The organism is Streptomyces sp. NPDC054765, from assembly GCF_053612065.1.
This window is the reverse complement of the sequence record NZ_JBSHBP010000070.1, coordinates 1-18,590: the sequence shown is the minus strand read 5'-3', so window position 1 is coordinate 18,590 and position 18,590 is coordinate 1. Positions and strand designations below refer to the sequence as shown.

Here is an 18,590-nt window from a genome sequence, read left to right as displayed (position 1 = left end):
CCGGCGGGCCGCTCGGCCCGGTCCGCGCGGTGGAGCCGGCCGTCGGGCCGTGCCGCTCTCCGCGGCCTCTGGCAAAATTGGGGTGAAAGCCGCAAAGGTGATGGCTCGATGAGGTGGGGACATGCTCATTGCGCTGGCGCAGACGGACTGTGTGCTGGGCGAGGTGGCGGAGAACCTCGATGTCGCCCGTGAGCAGATCGAGCAGGCGGCGGCGCAGGGCGCGGATCTCGTCGTCTTTCCCGAACTGAGCCTGCACGGTTACCACTTGGGTGCGCTCAAGCGCGATGAGTCCCTTGCGGCGAGCGATTCCCGGCTGCTGGAGCTCAGCGCCCTCGGCCCCGATGTGCTGGTCGGCTTCCATGAGCACACCAGTCTGCGGGCGTACAACACCGCGGCGCACTACTCGGCCGGTGAGCTGGTGCATGCGCACCGCAAGCTGTATCTCCCCAACTACCTGGCGTGGGAGGAGCGCAAGCACGTCAGCCCGGGGCAGTCACTGCGTGCGTACGAGCTGAAGCGGGCCAGGGGCGGGGGCCGGGGCGCGACGCTGGTGTGCAACGACGCCTGGCAGCCGACACTGCCGTGGCTGGCGGTGCAGGATGGCGCCGAGGTGCTGTTCATCCCGACCAACAGCGCGGCGAGCCTGGATCCGGAGGCGATGGACACCGGCCTGTACTGGGACACACTGCTGTCCTATACGGCGCGGATGCTCCAGTGCTGGGTGGTCTTCGTCAACCGGGTGGGCAATGAGCACGGCGCGACGTTCTGGGGCGGTTCGCGGGTGGTGGACCCGCGCGGTGCGGTGGTGGCGCAGGCGCCCAAGTGGGAGCCCGCGCTGGTCACCGTCGAGATCGATCTCGCCGAGGCGCGGCGGCAGCGCCGCTCGGTGCCGCTGGTCGCCGAGGCCCGGCTGGGGCTGATCGACCGCGAGGTGCGGCGGCTGATCGACGAGGGCGGCGACCACTGAGGGCGCGACGGCCCGCTGTCACTGGTGGGCGGCGGACTCCGGGCGGGGCGTCGGGTCCGGCCCGTCGTCCTTGAGGGCCTTTGCCTCGGACTTGAGGATGCGCATCGAGCGGCCCAGGCCGCGTGCCATGTCGGGCAGCTTCTTCGAGCCGAAGAGCAGCACGAGGACCGCGATGACCAGGATCAGATGCCAGGGCTCGAAGGCGTTGCGGAGCATGGGCGCGCTCGCTTTCATCGGGAGGGGCAGCGGACGTTCTGTCCAGTATTACCCCAACGAACCGGCCGTCCGGTCCAGGGGGCGCCCCCCGGACCGGATGGCCGCCGGCGCGGCTACCAGCTCGACTTGCGGACGCCGGGCAGATAGCCCGCGTGGGCCTGCTCGCGCAGCCGTACGCGGGACAGTCCGAAGGCGCGGAAGTGGCCGCGCGGGCGCCCGTCGATGCTGTCGCGGTTGCGTACCCGGGTGGCACTGGCGTCCCGCGGCTGGCGGGAGAGCTCGCGCCGGGCGGCGGTGCGCTCCTCCTGCGGGGTGTGCGGGCTGCGGAGGACGGCCTTGAGGACGGCGCGCCGGGCCGCGTAGCGGGCGACGGTCGCGCGGCGCTTCTCGTTCTTGACGATCTTGCTCAGTTTGGCCATCAGACCTTCTCCCCTCGTGCGCGGATGCGGGCGACGACCGCCTCGATCCCGATCGTGTCCACGGTCTTGATGCCCTTGGCGCTCAGCGTGAGCCGGACGTGCCGGCCCTCGCCCGGCAGCCAGTAGCGCTTGCGCTGGACGTTGGGGTCGAAGCGGCGCGAGGTGCGGCGGTGGGAGTGGGAGACGGAGTTGCCGAAGCCCGGCGTGCGGCCGGTCAGCTGGCAGTGGGCGGACACGGTGCGGTCCTTCCGGTCGGAGGCCCTGAGGAGAGCCTATTGAAAATGGAAACCATTTCCGTATACTAACCACATGGCCCGCAACGAACTACGCCCGGTCGTCAAACTCCGGTCCACCGCCGGCACCGGCTACACCTACGTCACCCGCAAGAACCGCCGTAATGACCCCGACCGCCTGGAACTGCGCAAGTACGACCCGGTGGCCGGCCGTCACGTCGCGTTCCGAGAGGAGCGCTGAGCACCGTGCAGTCCGCGATCCACCCCGCATACGGGCCGGTCGTCTTCCGCGACCGGGCCGCCGACTTCGCCTTCCCGACCCTTCCCCGAGCTCTCGGCTCCGCTCGACCAGGGGAGACCCCGATGACCGCCACCAGGGAGAAGACGGTCGAGTGGGAGGACGGCCACACCTATCCCGTCATCGACACCTATCCCGTCATCGACGTCGAGATCTCCTCGGCGAGCCACCCCTTCTCCACGGGCACCGCCCGGGTGCTGGACCCGGCCGGCCGCGTCCAGCGGTGCGAGCGCCGCTACGGCAAGCGGGAGGCCCGCTGATGGAACGGCTCGACGTCGTGCTGGTGGGCGGCCTGCACGCGGAGGCGCGGCAGGCCGCCGTCGAGCGGCTGCTGCGGTCCGTCCCCGGCAGCGTCGCCCTCCACCACGACCTCGCCTCCGCCGCCGAAGGCACCGTGCGGCGCACGGTCCGCGACGCGGGCGGCATTCTCGACACCGGTTCGGCGCCGCTGGTCAACGACTGCGCCTGCTGTGCGCTGCGCGAGGACCTGGTGCCCGAGCTGGAGCGGCTGGCCGCCGGGCGCACCTGCCGGCTGGCGGTCGTCGAACTGTGGGACTCGGTCGAGCCCAAGGCGATGGCCGAGGTGGTCACCGCGTGCGGGAGCGCGAACCTCGCGCTGACGGGGGTGATCACCGCCGTCGACCCGGCGCTGCTGCTGCCCTACCTCGGCTGCGGTGACGACCTCGCGAAGGCCGGTCTCGCCGCCGCGGCCTCCGACCAGCGCACCGTCGCCGACACCTGGGCGCGGCAGCTGGAGTACGCGCCGGTGCTGGCGATCGCCGCGGGGGAGGAGACGGCGGAGCCGGCCGACCTCGCGCTGCTCGGCCAGCTGCATCCGACGGCACTCCAGGTGCCGGTGGAATCCGGGGAGTTGGCCGCCGCGGCGACGGCCGGCTTCGATGTGGCGGCGGCCGCGGCGCGTCAGCATCCGGCCTGTGCGCTGCTGCCGCAGGAGGCCGACGCGGAGGGGGTCGGCACGCTCGTATGGCACCGGACCCGGCCCTTCCACCCCGAGCGGCTCTACCGTGCGCTGGAGGACCTGACCTGTGCGGCCGCGCGCAGCCGGGGCCGGTTCTGGCTGGCCGACCGCCCGGACACCCTGCTGTCGTGGGACGCGGCCGGCGGGGCGCTGTGCGTGGAGAACGCCGGGCCGTGGCTGGCCTCGCTGCCGGACGCCGCCTGGGAGATGGTGCCGCCGATGCGCCGGGCCGCCGCCGCGCTGGACTGGCACCCCGAGCACGGTGACCGCGCCCAGCATCTGGTCTTCACCTCGCCGGGCCTGGACCGTGAGGGGCTCCTGTGCCTGCTGGAGTCCTGTCTGCTCACCGACGCCGAGTACGCGGGCGGCCCACCGGCCTGGAAGGGCCTGCCGCCGGCCTTCGACCAGCTCCTCGACCCTGTTTCGTAACGCAGGCCGTGTCCAGCTGCGGCGTGGTCGCGCTTCGTCGCCGTCCGGGCGGCGACGGGGGATCGGGGTGGCGGCGGTGGTGGTGGCCCTGGCCGTGGGCGGCACACTGCCCGCGTGTTCGGCGCAGGCCCGTGGCTCCGGTGATGCCGTTCAGCAAGGTCTGGACCGCCTGGTGCACGACGACAAGTTCCCCGCCGCCCTGGCCTCCACCGTCGACCGTGACGGGCGCACCCACCACTACACGGCCGGCGTCGCAGACGTGAAGACCGGCGCGAAGGTGCCGGTCGACGGGCAGGTGCGGGCGGGGAGCAACACCAAGACGTTCACCGCCACGGTCGTCCTGCAGCTGGTCGGCGAAGGCAAGATCGCTCTCGACGCCCCCATCGAGCGGTACCTGCCGAACCTGGTGCGGGGCCAGGGCATCGACGGACGCCGCATCACGGTACGTCAGCTGCTGCAGCACACCAGCGGACTGCCCGATTACGGCGACTTCATCGGCGACCTCACCGGCAAGGACCGCCACACCTACGACCAGCCCCGCACCCTGCTCGACGCGGCGCTGGCGCACAAGGCGCTGTTCGCTCCCGGGTCCAGCTGGTCGTACAGCAACACCAACTACCTCCTGGCCGGCCTGCTCGTCGAGAAGGTCACCGGCCGCCCACTGTCCGAGCAGATCACCAAGCGGGTCATCGACCGCATCGGGCTGCGCCATACCTACTTCCCCGGCGTGGGTGACGAGGGCATCCGGGAAGCTCACCCCCAGGGCTACTTCGCGGCCAAGCCCGGAGGGACCGCCCACCAAGCAGGGCTCCCCCGATGTCCGGGCTCTCCTCGACACCGCCCTGTGCAAGAAGTGAGGGCCGGCGCTCCGTGCGCGAAGTGACCGTGGCATCCCGTACACGCGAGGGAAAGGAACCGCCTGGTCCGTGACGGCCGCCTCTCGACAGGGGTGCCCACTGCTTCGCAAGGGCCTGGAGGAGGGCGCCGCCCCGTGGCGGGTAGGAGATCCCCTACGTGTGACGCGTAGGGGATCTCCTGTGCGTGACGCGTAGGGGATCTCCTACGTGTGTGGGCGGTGTGAACCATGAGCGGTTCCGGCGCGCGGGGCAGGGCAACCTCGCCGACCGGGCGATCACCCGGACCCTGGAACCCGAAGGGCGCGGCGCGCGTCTCTTCCTCGTCCCTGAGGGTTTCGACCCCGGCGACCCGTACCAGGTGCAGGCGCACCGCATCATGGCCGCCGGCCGGCGGTCGGCGGCCGATTCTGGAGGGCGTCCGGGAAAGGTGCGCGACGAGCTGTGACCGCATCGGCACCGGCAGTCGTGCACGTGCATCTGCGCATGCATCCGCATGAGAACGCAGCTATGCTCCCGGGCAGTTGACACCATTTATCACCGGGAGACCCCTGTGCTCCACGCATACAACGGCATGGCCGCCACAGATCTCCGTGATGTGGCATGGCAGAAGAGCAGGCACAGCAACTCCCAGGGCTCCTGTGTGGAGTTCGCCAAGCTGCCCGGGGGTGATATCGCGGTACGCAACTCCCGCTTCCCGGACGGTCCCGCGCTCATCTACACGCCGGCCGAGGTCCGGGCGATGCTGCTCGGCATCAAGGACGGGGAGTTCGACCATCTCGTGCCGGATTGAGTGTGCATGGGTGGTGCATGGGTGGTGCATGGGGGTCCGTGGGCGCCCGTGAGGCTCGTGGGTGTCCGTGAGGCCCGTGGGTGTCCGTGGGCGGGGGCGCCCTGGGTGCCCGTGGGGACCGTGGATGTCCGGGCGTCGTGGGGAAGGTCCGGCCCGTAGGCGGTGCCGGTGTCCGGGCATGCCGACCGGGCGCCCGTCGGGGACGGTGCGCCCGGTGTGAAGGAACGGCTACGGCAGCCGGAAGAGCGCCCACACGATCTTGCCGTGTGTGGCACCGGCCAGCGGATGCCAGCCCCAGCTGTCGCTGAAGGAATCCACGAGATACAGCCCACGACCCGACTCCGCGGCGGAATCCGCCTCGCCGGCGACCGGTGAATCATCGCTCGGGTCCCGTACGGCGCAGATCAGCCGGGAGGACCAGCGCATCAGATGCAGCCGGGCGGGCGGGGTGGCGTCGCCGTGCTCCGGGGCGGCGAGGATCGCGTGCCGCAGGGCGTTGGTGACGAGTTCGGAGACCACCAGGGCGACCGAGTCGAAGAGATCGTCCAGGTCCCAGCCCTGCAGGGTCTCGCGGGTGAACGCACGTGCGGAGCGCACCGATTCATAGCGTGCCGGGAGAGTGCGCGACGCGGATCCGGAGACAGCCAGGGGGTCGACGGGAGGGAAGCCCTGCCATAACGGCTCGAGCATGGTCAAAACCTTGGTCCCCATGCGAGGCACTCCTGGCGTTCGCGGACGTCATGACCCTGGCCGGTCAGCCGGATCTGGCGGATCTTTCACGAGCGTGCATGCGTGCGACGCCTATGGTTCCCAATGCGGAGGACAGATGCAAGGGCAGATGCACGTGCACGTGCCGTGATTGCCCCGGCATGGACCGATTCCTTCTGAATTCTTCCTGCCGCTTCGTGTGGAGGGCTTGCGGGGGCCTCACACCTCAGTAACCGGATGAGCACTCAACGAAGCCCGAACGTGGCAGACTGCGGCCCACTGTTGGACGGGCTGGGGTCACAGGAGGGTCTGAGAGGTGTCCGCAAGTGAGTCGAGCGGGTCGGTGGTGCGGCGGATCCTGCTCGGGTCGCAGCTCCGTCGGCTGCGTGAATCGCGTGGGATAACCCGTGAGGCGGCCGGCTACTCGATCCGTGCGTCCGAATCAAAGATCAGCCGCATGGAGTTGGGCCGCGTGAGCTTCAAGGCACGGGACGTGGAGGACCTGCTCACGCTGTACGGGGTCGGTGACGCGCAGGAGCGCGAGGCACTGCTGTCCCTGGCGCGTGAGGCGAATGTGGCCGGGTGGTGGCACAGCTACACCGATGTGCTGCCCGGCTGGTTCCAGACGTATGTGGGACTGGAAGGAGCCACTTCCCTTCTCCGGGTCTACGAAGTCCAGTTCGTGCACGGGCTGTTGCAGACCGAGAGCTATGCGCAGGCCGTCGTCAGACGCGGGATGCCGGACGCCGGGCCCGCCGAGATAGAGCGCCGTGTCGCGCTGCGCATGGAGCGCCAGAAGCTGCTGGTGACCGAGCGGTCGGCGCAGTTCCACTGTGTGCTGGACGAAGCCGCGCTGCGTCGCCCCTACGGCGAACGGTCCGTCATGCGCGAGCAGTTGAAGCATCTGATCGAGGTGTCCGAGAGACCGAACGTGCGGCTTCAGGTGATGCCCTTCAGTCTGGGAGGGCATGCGGGCGAGAGCGGAGCCTTCACGATGCTCGGCTTCCAGGAGTCGGGTCTGCCGGACGTCGTCTATCTGGAGCAGCTGACGAGCGCCCTCTATGTGGACAAGCCCGAAGAGGTCGCGCAATACGCGCGGGTGATGGACCGCCTCCAGGAAGAGGGACCGAATCCGGCCGAGAGCAGGGACCTGTTGCGTGGTCTACTCCAACTGATGTGACGCATCGGTAGGATGGCGCACCATCAGGAGTCAGCACCCCCCAATGCGGCGCCCTGAGCGCCCTGTTCTCCAGATCGGGATGGCATGTCCTACTTCGACGAGTTGGCGTATCAGTTCATCGACGGCGAGTGGCGGTCCGGCAGCGGCTCATGGGACATCGTCGACTTCAATCCTTATAACGGGGAGAAGCTGGCCTCCATACCCGTCGCCACGGTCGAGGAGATCGACCAGGCCTACCGCGCCGCGGAGCGCGCACAGCGGGGGTGGGGTGCCACCAATCCGTACACCCGGCGGATCGTCTTCGAGCGCGCGCTGCGGATCATCGACGACCGCGAGGCGGAACTGGCCGAGACGATCACCGCGGAGGTCGGCGGCACGCTCGTCAAGGCGGGCTTCGAGCTGCATCTCGCCAGGGAGTTCCTGCGCGAGGCGATCCAGCTGGCGCTGCGCGCCGAGGGCCGCATTCTGGCCTCGCCCATCGACGGCAAGGAGAACCGCCTCTACCGGCTGCCGGTCGGTGTGGTCGGCGTTATCAGCCCCTTCAACTTCCCCCTCCTGCTGTCGCTGAAGTCCGTCGCGCCGGCCCTCGCCCTCGGCAACGCCGTCGTTCTCAAACCGCACCAGAACACCCCGGTGTGCGGCGGCGGCCTGGTCGCCAAGATCTTCGAGGAGGCCGGGCTGCCGGCGGGGGTGCTCAACGTCGTGGTCACCGATATCGCCGAGATCGGCGATGCGCTCATCGAGCACCCGGTGCCCAAGACCATCTCCTTCACCGGCTCCGAGAAGGTCGGCCGGCACGTCGCGACGGTCGCCGCCGCCAACTTCAAGCACTCGGTGCTGGAACTGGGCGGCAACAGCGCACTGGTCGTCCTCGACGACGCGGACGTCGACTATGCGGTGGACGCGGCCGTCTTCAGCCGCTTCGTCCACCAGGGCCAGGTCTGTATGGCCGCCAACCGCGTGCTCGTGGACCGCGCCGTGGAGCGGGAGTTCACCGAGAAGTTCGTCGCCAGGGTCGCGGCCCTGAAGGTGGGCGACCCCACCGACCCGCAGACCCATATCGGCCCGCTGATCAATGAGGGCCAGGCCGAGGTGATCACCTCGCTGGTGGACCGCGCGGTCGCCGACGGTGCCTCGGCGCTGCTCCACGGCGAGACCCGGGGCACGCTGGTGGCGCCGAGCGTGCTCAGCGGGCTGCCGGAGGACTCCCCGCTGCACCAGCAGGAGATCTTCGGTCCCGTTGTGGTGCTGGTTCCCTTTGACGGTGACGAGGAGGCGGTGCGGCTCACCAACACGACGCCGTACGGGCTCAGCGGCGCCGTGCACACCGCCGACATCGAGCGCGGGGTGCGCTTCGCCAAGCGCATCGAGACGGGGATGTTCCACGTCAACGACGCCACGGTGCACGACGAGCCGATCGTGCCCTTCGGCGGCGCGAAGAGCTCCGGGGTGGGGCGGCTGAACGGCGACGCGATGGTGGAGGCCTTCACCACGACCAAGTGGATCTCCATCCAGCACGGGCGGTCGCAGTTCCCGTTCTGAGCAGCGAAGGAATCGGGGCGCGCGGGAAATCGCGGCGCGCGGGAATCCGGGCGCCCGGGAAATCGCGGCGCGAGGGAAATCGGGGACGGTCCGCCGCGGGTAGCGGACAGAAGCTGACCGCCATTGCTCCTACCTTGAGTGACGTCGAAAGGCGGACGGCGAAAAGCCGGCCGCGGGGAATGTCATGAAAGGCGGATCTCATGCCCACACACGTTCTTGCCGAGGCCCACGGCGACGAGGCCGGCGCGCTGCTGGCTTTCCTGGAGGCGCAGCGCGGCGGGTTGCGCCGGGCGGTCCTGGGGCTGACCGATGCCCAGGCGGCCCGGCGGCCGAGCGTCAGTGAACTGTCGCTGTCCGGACTGGTCAAGCATGTCGCGGAGACCGAGCAGACCTGGGTCGAGACCGCGCAGCAACTGCCGCACTCCATCGAGCGGACCACGGAGACCTGGCACCTGAGCTTCCGGCTCGCGGACGGCGAGAGCCTGGCGGAGGTGCTGGCGTTCTGGGACAAGGTCGCGCGGCGGACGGAGGAGTTCATCCGCGCCGTACCGAGCCTGGACGACACCTTCCCGCTGCCCGTCGCGCCCTGGTTCCCGCCGCAGGCCCGGCAGTCGATGCGCTGGCTGGTGCTGCACCTGATCGAGGAGACCGCCCGGCACGCCGGGCACGCCGACATCCTGCGCGAGTCCCTGGACGGCAGGACGGCCTTTGCGCTGGTGGATGAGGAGCGCAAGGCGCAGCAGGGGTGAGCACGGGCCGGCCGGCGCGCCCTAGGCTGACGGCAAGGGCGCGTGCGGGCGTGCGGGATGGAGGAGACGATGTCGGCGATCCGGCTGTTGGTACTGGGCGCCGTGCGCCAGCACGGCCGGGCGCACGGCTATCAGGTGCGCAACGACCTGGAGTACTGGGGCGCCCACGAGTGGTCCAACGCCAAGCCGGGCTCGATCTACCACGCGCTCAAGCAGATGGCCAGGCAAGGGCTGCTGCACGCCCATGACATCGCGCCCAGCACCGCCGGCGGTCCGCCGCGTACCGAGTACGAGCTGACCGCGGCGGGCGAGGCGGAGTACTTCGCACTGCTGCGTGCGGCGCTCGCCCGGCACGACCAGAAGGCCGACGTGCTCAGCGCGGCCATCGGCTTCGTCGTCGATCTGCCGCGGGCCGAGGCGGTGGCGCTGCTCAAGGAGCGGGTGCGTGCGCTGGAGGAGTGGCGGAGCACGGTCACCGAGTACTACACGCCCGCCCAGGGTCCCGGACAGCTCGGCCATATCGGCGAGATCATGAATATGTGGGTGCACTCCGCGGACAGCGGCGCCGCATGGACACGCGGGCTGATCGAGCGGATCGAGGGCGGGGCGTATGTCTTCGCCGGCGAGGGGGAGCCGTTCGTCGGCGTACTCGCCGAGGGGCAGGAGAACCCGTACGCGACGAAGGACACGGGGCCGGCGGACGACGGGGCGGGGGCGCACGGCCGGCGGCCCTGACGGAGGCCGTACGGGTACGGGGCACGGCAGGGACCGGCCCGAGCAACAGGCGGATGCCGCCGTGCGGGTGCAGCGGCCTCGCCGGGGGGCCGCAGGCGCCGCGGGGCCCGCCCGCCGGGCGGACGACGGGAGTCCGACGGTCCGCCTAGTGGTGGAACGCCGTCGCCACGTTCGCCGGGCGCTCCAGCGGGCCCGGCTGTTGGCGGAGTTCGGGCAGCAGTTCTTCCAGGTCCGCGAGGAACAGATCGGCGAGGTCCATGGAGAAGCCGTTGCGGCAGACCACCCGCAGGACGGACAGGTCCTCGCGTTTCGGGGGGAAGGTGTAGGCGGGGATCAGCCAGCCGCGCTCCTTCATCCGCCGGGACACGTCGAAGACGTCGAAGGCGGTGATGTCGTCGTGGGTGGTGAAGGCGAAGACCGGCAGCTCGTCGCCCCGGGTCAGCATTCTGAAGTCGCCGAGCGCGCCGATCCGGTCGGCCATGGAGCGGGCCACGTCGCGGGTCGCCTGCTGTACGGCGCGGAAGCCGTCCCGGCCGAGCCGCAGAAAGGTGTAGTACTGCGCGGCGACCTGGGCGCCGGGCCGGGAGAAGTTGAGCGCGAAGGTTGGCATGTCGCCGCCCAGGTAGTTGACGCGGAAGACCAGCTCCTCGGGCAGCGCCTGGGTATCGCGCCACAGCGCCCAGCCGACGCCCGGGTAGACCAGGCCGTACTTGTGCCCCGAGGTGTTGATGGAGGCGACCCGCGGCAGCCGGAAGTCCCAGACCAGTTCCGGGTCGAGGAACGGGGCGATCATGGCGCCGGAGGCCCCGTCCACATGGACCGGGATGTCCCAGCCCTGGTGCTGCTGGATCTCGTCGAGCGCCGCGCAGATCTCGGACACCGGTTCGTAGGACCCGTCGAAGGTCGAGCCGAGGATCGCCACCACGCCGATGGTGTTCTCGTCGCACAGCTCGGCTGCGGAGGCCGCGTCCAGATGGAAGCGGTCGCCCTCCATCGGGACCATGCGGGCCTCGACCTCCCAGAAGTTGCAGAACTTCTCCCAGCAGACCTGGACGTTGGCGCCCATCACGAGGTTGGGCCGGGCCTCGCCCGGATACCGGTCCTTGTTGCGCTGCATCCAGCGCCGTTTGAGGGCCATCCCGGCGAGCATGCAGGCCTCGCTCGACCCGGTGGTGGAGCAGCCCATGGCGGCCGACGGGGCGTGCCACAGATGGGCGAGCATCGACACGCACCGCTTCTCCAGCTCGGCGGTGCGCGGGTACTCGTCCTTGTCGATCATGTTCTTGTCCCGGCACTCCGCCATCAGGACGCCGGCCTGCGGTTCCATCCAGGTCGTGACGAACGTCGCCAGATTCAGCCGGGAGTTGCCGTCCAGCATCAGCTCGTCGTGCACGAACTGGTACGCGGTGTGCGGGGAGACCGGCCCGTCGGGCAGGGTGTGCCGCGGTGGCGCGGTCTCCATGCCGGCGACCGGGTCGGCCTCGCCGTAGAAGGGGTTGACCGGGTGCCTGGTGGGCTTGGGGTCGGTTGCCGAGGTGCCTTTGTGCAGGGTCATCTGTCGCCACTACCCGTCAACTCGCCGGTGAAAGGCCGTGTTTGACGGCCTTCGTGAATTTCACGACGCGCTCCGCCTGAATGCGGGCGGCGGTGTGCGCATCGTCGTCGGGCGGGGTGTCCGGGCCGCCGACGTGAGAGGTGCCGTAGGGGTTGCCGTCGGTGAACTTCGCCGGGTCGGTGTAGCCCGGTGTCACGAGGATGCCGCCGAAGTGATGGACGGAGTGGTAGAGCGCGAGCAGGGTGGACTCCTGGCCGCCGTGCCGGGTGGCGCTCGCGGTGAAGCCGCTGTAGACCTTGTCGGCCAGTCTGCCCTGCTGCCAGAGGCCGCCCAGGGTGTCGAGGTACTGCTTGAGCTGGGAGGTCACATTGCCGAAGCGGGTGGGGGTCCCGAAGATCACCGCGTCCGCCCAGAGCATGTCCTCGTGGGTGGCCTCCAGGACGTCGGCGGTGGCCGCCGCGTTCGCCGCCCAGGCCGGGTTGGCGTCGATCGCGGCCTGCGGGGCGAGTTCCGCGGTACGGCGCAGTCGCACATCGGCCCCGGCGTGCTCGGCGGCGTCCGCGATCCACTGGGCGAGCTGGGCGACGGTGCCGGTCGACGAGTAGTAGATGACGGCGACATTCACGTCGTGCACGGGCATGGACGCACCTCCTGGAACCCGACAATAAGGGCATAGGGGGCGTGTGGCCTCCAGGGTTCACCCAGTGGATGTGGCACGGGCGGGTGGCCGTCCCGAAGGACCGCCACCCGCCCGTATCCGTCCCCGCGGCCCGTATCCGTCCCCGCGGCCCGTATCCGTCCCCGCGGCCCGGCGCCGTCCCCGCGGGCCGGCGCCGGGCCCGCCCGCCCCGTGTCGGGCCCGCCCGGCGGCGGGTCAGCTCGCGCCGGCCAGCGACAGCTTCGCGGCGAAGCCGAGGAACGCGGCGCCCGCGCCCGCGGACAGCCCGGCCGTCAGCCGCTTACGGCGGCGGAAGGTCGCCGCCAGGAACGTCCCGCTGAAGATCAGGACCGACAGGTAGGTGAAGCTGAACAGCTGCGCCCAGGCGCCCAGCGCCAGGAACGACAGCACCGGGTGCGCATACGCCGGGTCGACGAACTGCACGAAGAAGGAGATGAAGAACAAAATCGCCTTCGGGTTGAGCAGGCTGACCACCAGCGCTCTGCGGTACGGCCGTTCCACCGTCTCCTTCGGCGCCGCGGCCGCCCCGCCCTGCCGCTCGGCCTTCTGCGCCTCCCGGCCGTGCCACAGCGCCCAGGCGCCGCGCAGCATCCCGACCGCCAGCCACGTCAGATAGCCCGCGCCGGCGAACTTCACGACGCCGAACAGCACCGGGCTGGTCTGCAGCAGCGAGGCCACCCCGCCGGCCGACAGCGTCATCAGCACCGTGTCACCGCACAGCACACCGGCCGCCGCCCGGTAGGCCACCCGCGGCCCGCGCCGGGCCGCCACCGAAACGACGTACAGCGAATTCGGACCCGGCAGCAGAATGATCAGCGCGAGCCCCACCAGATACGTGGACAGATCCGTTATCCCCAGCATGTACGGCAGGATCTCACCCCGCTGCCCGCCGCCTCACCGGCTTTTCATGATGCGGACCTGCACCTCACGCGACGTGCGGACACATCGTGGAGTACGTACCGGGAAGGGAGCGGGCGTGAGCTGTTCGGCAGGGCAGATCGCCGCCTTCGCCACCTGTGAGCCGTCCGGGCCGCGGCGCTCCCGGCCCGTACACCTCCCGGGCGCGGCCGGGAGGCCCGGGGCTCCGGGCCGGGGCCCCAGGGCCCGCCTGGAACCAAGGGGAGTCACCCGGCGTTGATAGTTTTGGGCCGCACACGCGCCTGCACCCTCGTCGCTTCGCTCGTCGCACCGCACGATCCGGCGCCCTCGACCCAGGAGCCTTCACCCCGTGAATACTCTCGCGCTCGGCCCCCAGTGGCTGGACCCGGACTATCTGATCGCGACATTCGGCCTGATCGGCGTCCTGGTCATCGTCTTCGCGGAGTCCGGCCTGCTGATCGGCTTCTTCCTGCCGGGCGACTCGCTGCTGTTCACCACCGGTCTGCTGGTGACGACGAACAAGCTGGACCGGCCGCTGTGGCTGGTGGCCTCCCTGGTCGTCCTGGCCGCCGTGCTCGGTGACCAGGCGGGATATCTCTTCGGCCGCAAGGTCGGCCCCTCGCTCTTCACCCGCCCCGACTCCCGCCTCTTCAAGCAGGAGAACGTCGAGAAGGCGCATGCCTTCTTCGAGAAGCACGGCCCCAAGTCGCTGATCCTGGCCCGCTTCGTGCCGATCGTGCGGACCTTCACGCCGATCATTGCCGGCGTGAGCCGGATGAACTACCGCTCCTTCCTCACCTTCAACTTCGTCGGCGGCGCGCTGTGGGGCGCCGGCGTCACCCTGCTCGGCGCCTCGCTGGGGAACATCGCGTTCGTCCACCAGCACATCGAGCTGATCCTCGTCGCGATCGTGCTGATCTCCGTCGTACCGATCGCCATCGAGTACCTCCGCGCCCGTGGCAAGGCGAAGAACGAGCAGCCCGCCCCGCACTCCGTGGACCGCCCCCGCAGCCCCGCCCCCGACACCCGCCGCGGCCGCCACGCCAAGCGCTGACAAGCAGCCGGGAGCCCCTCGGCCCGCCCGCCCGTCGCCGCACCCGACCGCCAGCCGAAAACATCGCCCCCGAGCACGCGCCGTGCACCCCCATCAGGCATCGTGTCCTTGTTATCCGTCAGGAGGCTTACGAGGAGAGCGAAGACCCGTGGCGTCGGACCCACAGCGCGGCCAGCGCGCCGCGAACAGCAGCAGCAGCAGCGGCAGCGGCGGCTCCGCGGACCAGACCGGTCCCGAGGAGCGCAAGCCCCAACCGGACGAGGCGCACAGCGCCTTCACCCCGCCGCTGGGCGTGCCCTATCCACCACTGCCGGAGGACGAGCACCCCACCTCGGAGTTCGCGCTGCCCGCCGGGCTGCGTCCGGAGAACCCGTCCGAGCAGGAGGGATCGGCGTTCTCGCCGCCGAGCAGCACCACCGGCCAGACCCCGATGCCCGCCGGTTCCACCGCCCTGAGCTACGCCTTCACCCCGCCGCACGGCATCCCCGCCGTCCGCCTCACCAAGGAGGCGCCCTGGCAGGACCGGATGCGGACGATGCTCCGGATGCCGGTGGGGGAGCGGCCGGTCCCCGAGCGCCTTGAGCGGGCCGACGACGAGACCGGCCCGGCCGTACCCCGCGTGCTCGACCTGACGCTGCGTATCGGGGAGATCCTGCTCGCCGGCGGTGAGGGCGCGGAGGACGTCGAGGCCGCGATGTTCGGCGTCGCGCACGCCTACGGGCTGGAACGCGTCGAGCCGACCGTCACCTTCACCCTGCTGTCGATCTCCTACCAGCCGTCGCTGGTCGACGACCCGGTCACGGCCAGCCGCACGGTCCGGCGCCGCGGAGTCGACTACAACCGGCTGTCCGCGGTCTTCCGGCTCGTCGACGAGATCACCTCCGAGGGCATCACCCTCGAAGAGGCCTACCGTGGCCTCGCGGAGATCCGCCGTAACCGCCACCCGTACCCGAGCTGGGCACTGACGGTCGCCTCCGGGCTGCTGTCCGGTGCGGCCTCCATGCTGGTCGGCGGCGGGATGCTGGTGTTCGTCGCGGCCGCGGTGGGCTCGATGCTCGGCGACCGGCTGGCCTGGCTCGCGTCCGCGCGCGGGCTGCCGGAGTTCTACCAGTTCGTGGTCGCCGCGATGCCGCCCGCCGCGGTGGGCGTCGCCTTCGGTCTGGCGCACGCCAATGTGCAGGCGTCCGCGGTGATCACCGGTGGGCTGTTCGCGCTGATCCCGGGGCGGGCGCTGGTCGCCGGCGTCCACGACGGGCTGACCGGCTACTACATCACCGCCGCCGCCCGGCTGCTGGAGGTCGGCTACCTCATCGTCGGCATCGTGGTCGGCGTGCTCAGCGTGCTCTACTTCGGTCTTCAGCTGAACCCCGGCCTGCGCCGGCTCAACCCCGAGCAGTCGCTGGGGGTGTACAACGAGCCGCTGGTGCAGATCGTGGCGGCCATGCTGCTGGCGCTGGCGTTCTGTGTGCTGCTCCAACAGGAACGCAACACCGTGGCGTTTGCGACCTTGAACGGTGGCGTCGCCTGGGTCGTGTACGGCGCGCTCACCTACGTCGCCGGCGTGAACGCCGTGCCCGCCACCGCGATCGCGGCCGGACTGGTCGGTCTTTTCGGCCAGTTGCTCTCCCGCTACCGCTATGCGTCGGCGCTGCCGTACGTCACCGCGGCCATCGGCCCGCTGCTGCCCGGTAGCGCCACGTACTTCGGGCTGCTCAACTTCGCCCAGGGCCACCTGCCGCAGGGCCTCACGTCCCTGGTGCAGGCCGCCTCACTGGCGCTGGCCATCGCCGTCGGGGTCAACCTCGGCGCCGAGGTCGCCCGGCTGTTCATGCGCGCCCCCGGCATCCAGGAGGCCGGCACCGGCCGCCGTGCCGCCAAGCGCACCCGCGGCTTCTAGGAGTGGCCGGCGGCTCCCGCCCGTGACCGGCCCCCGACACGCACAACGGGCGGCAACCCAACCGGGTGCCGCCCGTTCGCGTACGAAAATCAGCCCGCAGATCCCGGCGCGTCGCGGTCGGGAAAACCCCGCCACACGCCGGGACGGCACGACTGCGTCAGTGCTTGCCGCCCTGCGCCTCGAGGCGCTTGTACGAGGCCTCGATCTCGGCCTCGGCCTCGGTGCGGCCGACCCAGTCGGCGCCCTCGACGGACTTGCCGGGCTCCAGGTCCTTGTAGACCTCGAAGAAGTGCTGGATCTCCAGGCGGTCGAACTCCGACACGTGGTGGATGTCCCGGAGGTGCTCCACCCGCGGGTCGGACGCCGGGACGCACAGCAGCTTGTCGTCGCCGCCGGCCTCGTCCGTCATCCGGAACATGCCGATGGCACGGCACTTGATGAGGCAGCCGGGGAAGGTCGGCTCGTCCAGGATGACGAGGGCGTCCAGCGGGTCGCCGTCCTCGCCCAGGGTGTTCTCGACAAAGCCGTAGTCGGCCGGGTAGCTGGTCGAGGTGAAGAGTCGACGGTCCAGGCGGATCCGACCGGTCTCGTGGTCCACCTCGTACTTGTTCCGCGAACCCTTCGGGATCTCGATGGTGACGTCGAACTCCACGGGTGGCTCCTCCATGATCAACACATACGTCTGGTGATTAAGTGTCCCCCACGCAGGTGTGTGGTGGCGAAAGGGGCTGGTCCGAGGTGCCGGAGACCGGAAAGTGGCAGGTCAGATGGCAGTCGGCGGAGCGGTCCGCGCGGGCGGCGACGCGCGCGGCGGTCCGGTCGGCGCAGACGGCGGTCGCTGCCGCGCGGCAGGCCTGGCAGGCCACACCGCGCCATACCCGGCAGACCTGGCGGCTGACGGCGGTCTCCGCAGCCACCGGTCTGGCGGTCGCGCTCGCCGCGGTGGCGGCGGCCGGGCCGTGGGACTCGGGTCAGCGTACGGCCGAGCGGACGGAGGCGGGCTCCATGGACGGTGCCAGTGGCGAGCATCACGCCGCCCGGCCCGGACCGGCGCCCAGCGCACCGCCCGTGCTGCCCGCACTCGGCGGCACCGCGCCCGGTGCCGCGGGCCGGGGCGCCGCCCCCGTGCCCACCGACGGGGGGCTCGCCGACGCGCTCGCACCGTTGCTGAAAGACCCGGCGCTCGGCCCGCTGCGCACGGCGTCAGTCCTCGACGTCGCCGCGGGCCGGGAGGTCTTCGGCGAGGACCAGGACACGGCCGCCACCCCCGCCTCCACCGTCAAACTCGCCACCGCCGTCGCCGCGCTCTCGGTGCTCGGACCCGACCACCGCATCGACACCACCGTCGTCATGGGCGGCAAGAACCACATCGCCCTGGTCGGCGGCGGCGACCCCACCCTCACCGCCCGCGCCCCGCGGGAGGGCGCCGAGGAACAGCCCGCGAATCTGCGCGCCCTCGCCGACGCCACCGCCCGCGCCCTCAAGAAGCGCCACCTCACCAAGGTCGGCCTCGGTTACGACACCAGCGCCTACTCCGGCCCCGTCGAGCACCCCATCGGCCCGAACGAGAACATCGCCCCCGTCGCCGCGCTGATGGCCGACGAGGCGCGGCTCGACGACACCGACCACGGCATCGCCCCCCGCGACACCGACCCGGCCCACGCCGCGGCCCGCACCTTCGCCGCACTGCTCCACCAGCGGGGCATCACCGTCGACGGCGACCCCGCCGCCGCCAAGGCCCCCAAGAACCCCGACCGGCTCGCCACCGTCCACTCGCTGCCGCTGTCCGCGCTCGTCGAGCGGATGCTCACCTACAGCGACAACGACATCGCCGAGGCCCTGGCCCGCCAGACCGCCCTGGGCTCGCGGCAGCCGGTCAGCTTCGCCGGCGCCGGAAAGGCCGTACGCGCCGCCCTCGCCCGGCAGCATCTGCCCCTGTCCGGCGCCGTCTTCGAGGACGGCAGCGGCCTGGACCGCGACGACAAGGTCACCGCCGCCCTGCTCTCCCGGCTCCTGCTGCAGGCCTCGTCCCCCGACCGGCCCGCCCTGCGCCCCGTCGTCACCGGCCTCCCGGTGGCCGCCTTCACCGGCACCCTCCGCAACCGCTACCGGGGCCAGAGCGCCGGCGCCGGTGCCGTACGCGCCAAAACCGGCACCCTCACCGGCGTGAACACCCTGGCCGGCACCGTCGTCGACGCCGACGGCCGGCTCCTGGTCTTCTCCTTCATGACCACCGGTACCACCGACCCCCAGGGCGCCCAGAACGCCCTCGACAAACTCGCCTCGGCAGTGGCCAACTGCGGCTGCCGCTGACCCACCCGGACCGCCCACCCCCACCGGCCTCCCCCCAACCCACCCACGGGAGGTGACGGGCCGGAGGGGTCTGGTGTGGGGACGTAAAGCGAAGCAGTCCCCACACCAGAC

General features: G+C 71.0%; 21 protein-coding genes and 1 pseudogene. 14 read left to right on the top strand and 8 right to left on the bottom strand.

Features of this window, described 5'->3' with window-relative positions:
- Positions 1-121 precede the first annotated feature (121 nt).
- On the top strand, positions 122-967 hold the full coding sequence (locus ACWGJY_RS31360) for a nitrilase-related carbon-nitrogen hydrolase (RefSeq protein ID WP_453264250.1): 846 nt from the start codon (positions 122-124) through the stop codon (positions 965-967).
- 18 nt (positions 968-985) lie between these two features.
- On the opposite strand, the gene tatA is transcribed toward ACWGJY_RS31360, so the two are convergent.
- The 3 genes from tatA to rpmB form a co-directional block, all read right to left on the bottom strand.
- On the bottom strand, positions 986-1,201 hold the full coding sequence (tatA, locus tag ACWGJY_RS31355) for a Sec-independent protein translocase subunit TatA (protein ID WP_453264249.1): 216 nt from the start codon (positions 1,199-1,201) through the stop codon (positions 986-988).
- A 95-nt stretch (positions 1,202-1,296) separates the two neighbouring features.
- Complete coding sequence (gene rpsN, locus ACWGJY_RS31350; protein ID WP_453264248.1) at positions 1,297-1,602, bottom strand: 30S ribosomal protein S14; 306 nt, start codon at positions 1,600-1,602, stop codon at positions 1,297-1,299.
- On the bottom strand, positions 1,602-1,838 hold the full coding sequence (gene rpmB, locus ACWGJY_RS31345; RefSeq protein WP_453264247.1) for a 50S ribosomal protein L28: 237 nt from the start codon (positions 1,836-1,838) through the stop codon (positions 1,602-1,604). The genes rpsN and rpmB overlap by 1 nt, the downstream gene beginning before the upstream one ends.
- A 73-nt stretch (positions 1,839-1,911) precedes the next feature.
- Between rpmB and rpmG the strand changes: the two genes are divergently transcribed.
- The 6 genes and pseudogenes from rpmG to ACWGJY_RS31315 all read left to right on the top strand — a co-directional run bounded on the left by rpmG (position 1,912) and on the right by ACWGJY_RS31315 (position 5,188).
- On the top strand, positions 1,912-2,076 hold the full coding sequence (gene rpmG / locus ACWGJY_RS31340; protein ID WP_006604069.1) for a 50S ribosomal protein L33: 165 nt from the start codon (positions 1,912-1,914) through the stop codon (positions 2,074-2,076).
- Between the two features lie 5 nt (positions 2,077-2,081).
- Complete coding sequence (gene rpmE, locus ACWGJY_RS31335; protein WP_453264246.1) at positions 2,082-2,393, top strand: 50S ribosomal protein L31; 312 nt, start codon at positions 2,082-2,084, stop codon at positions 2,391-2,393.
- On the top strand, positions 2,393-3,541 hold the full coding sequence (locus tag ACWGJY_RS31330) for a GTP-binding protein (RefSeq protein WP_453264245.1): 1,149 nt from the start codon (positions 2,393-2,395) through the stop codon (positions 3,539-3,541). The genes rpmE and ACWGJY_RS31330 overlap by 1 nt, the downstream gene beginning before the upstream one ends.
- Before the next feature lie 16 nt (positions 3,542-3,557).
- A pseudogene (locus ACWGJY_RS31325) lies at positions 3,558-4,328 on the top strand (serine hydrolase domain-containing protein); the annotation flags it as partial.
- Between the two features lie 281 nt (positions 4,329-4,609).
- The gene (locus tag ACWGJY_RS31320; RefSeq protein ID WP_453264244.1) at positions 4,610-4,843 is read left to right on the top strand and encodes a hypothetical protein; all 234 of its coding nucleotides are present in this window, start codon (positions 4,610-4,612) and stop codon (positions 4,841-4,843) included.
- A 105-nt stretch (positions 4,844-4,948) separates the two neighbouring features.
- The gene (locus ACWGJY_RS31315) at positions 4,949-5,188 is read left to right on the top strand and encodes a DUF397 domain-containing protein (protein ID WP_453264243.1); all 240 of its coding nucleotides are present in this window, start codon (positions 4,949-4,951) and stop codon (positions 5,186-5,188) included.
- A gap of 228 nt (positions 5,189-5,416) precedes the next feature.
- On the opposite strand, the gene ACWGJY_RS31310 is transcribed toward ACWGJY_RS31315, so the two are convergent.
- The gene (locus ACWGJY_RS31310; RefSeq protein ID WP_453264242.1) at positions 5,417-5,899 is read right to left on the bottom strand and encodes an ATP-binding protein; all 483 of its coding nucleotides are present in this window, start codon (positions 5,897-5,899) and stop codon (positions 5,417-5,419) included.
- 313 nt (positions 5,900-6,212) lie between these two features.
- Here ACWGJY_RS31310 and ACWGJY_RS31305 point away from each other — a divergent pair, with 313 nt between their 5' ends.
- The 4 genes from ACWGJY_RS31305 (at position 6,213) to ACWGJY_RS31290 (ending at position 10,102) form a co-directional block, all read left to right on the top strand.
- Positions 6,213-7,076, top strand: coding sequence for a helix-turn-helix domain-containing protein (locus ACWGJY_RS31305; protein WP_453264241.1), 864 nt, complete (start codon positions 6,213-6,215; stop codon positions 7,074-7,076).
- 84 nt (positions 7,077-7,160) lie between these two features.
- Entirely contained in the window at positions 7,161-8,618 is a 1,458-nt protein-coding gene (locus ACWGJY_RS31300) for an aldehyde dehydrogenase family protein (protein WP_453264240.1), read from the top strand.
- Between the two features lie 200 nt (positions 8,619-8,818).
- Entirely contained in the window at positions 8,819-9,367 is a 549-nt protein-coding gene (locus tag ACWGJY_RS31295) for a DinB family protein (RefSeq protein ID WP_453264239.1), read from the top strand.
- A 69-nt stretch (positions 9,368-9,436) separates the two neighbouring features.
- A complete protein-coding gene (locus ACWGJY_RS31290) occupies positions 9,437-10,102 on the top strand; it encodes a PadR family transcriptional regulator (protein WP_453264238.1) in 666 nt (221 codons plus the stop codon).
- 145 nt (positions 10,103-10,247) lie between these two features.
- Here the strand turns inward: ACWGJY_RS31290 and ACWGJY_RS31285 are convergent, their stop codons facing one another.
- From ACWGJY_RS31285 to leuE, 3 genes are all read right to left on the bottom strand, one after another.
- Positions 10,248-11,657 (bottom strand): glutamate decarboxylase, encoded by a 1,410-nt coding sequence (locus tag ACWGJY_RS31285; protein WP_453264237.1) that lies wholly within the window; start codon positions 11,655-11,657, stop codon positions 10,248-10,250.
- Between the two features lie 16 nt (positions 11,658-11,673).
- Positions 11,674-12,297, bottom strand: a complete 624-nt coding sequence (gene wrbA / locus ACWGJY_RS31280; protein ID WP_453264236.1) for an NAD(P)H:quinone oxidoreductase — start codon at positions 12,295-12,297, stop codon at positions 11,674-11,676.
- A 234-nt stretch (positions 12,298-12,531) separates the two neighbouring features.
- The gene (gene leuE / locus ACWGJY_RS31275; RefSeq protein WP_453264235.1) at positions 12,532-13,197 is read right to left on the bottom strand and encodes a leucine efflux protein LeuE; all 666 of its coding nucleotides are present in this window, start codon (positions 13,195-13,197) and stop codon (positions 12,532-12,534) included.
- Positions 13,198-13,564: 367 nt separating this feature from the next.
- Between leuE and ACWGJY_RS31270 the strand changes: the two genes are divergently transcribed.
- Positions 13,565-14,269 carry a DedA family protein gene (locus ACWGJY_RS31270; protein WP_453264234.1) on the top strand — a complete coding sequence of 235 codons (705 nt, stop codon included), beginning with the start codon at positions 13,565-13,567 and terminating at the stop codon, positions 14,267-14,269.
- A gap of 148 nt (positions 14,270-14,417) precedes the next feature.
- The gene (locus tag ACWGJY_RS31265) at positions 14,418-16,166 is read left to right on the top strand and encodes a threonine/serine exporter family protein (protein ID WP_453264233.1); all 1,749 of its coding nucleotides are present in this window, start codon (positions 14,418-14,420) and stop codon (positions 16,164-16,166) included.
- Positions 16,167-16,323: 157 nt separating this feature from the next.
- On the opposite strand, the gene ACWGJY_RS31260 is transcribed toward ACWGJY_RS31265, so the two are convergent.
- On the bottom strand, positions 16,324-16,818 hold the full coding sequence (locus tag ACWGJY_RS31260) for an inorganic diphosphatase (RefSeq protein ID WP_018514302.1): 495 nt from the start codon (positions 16,816-16,818) through the stop codon (positions 16,324-16,326).
- A gap of 86 nt (positions 16,819-16,904) precedes the next feature.
- Between ACWGJY_RS31260 and dacB the strand changes: the two genes are divergently transcribed.
- On the top strand, positions 16,905-18,479 hold the full coding sequence (gene dacB / locus ACWGJY_RS31255) for a D-alanyl-D-alanine carboxypeptidase/D-alanyl-D-alanine endopeptidase (RefSeq protein ID WP_453264232.1): 1,575 nt from the start codon (positions 16,905-16,907) through the stop codon (positions 18,477-18,479).
- The last annotated feature ends 111 nt before the right edge of the window (positions 18,480-18,590 follow it).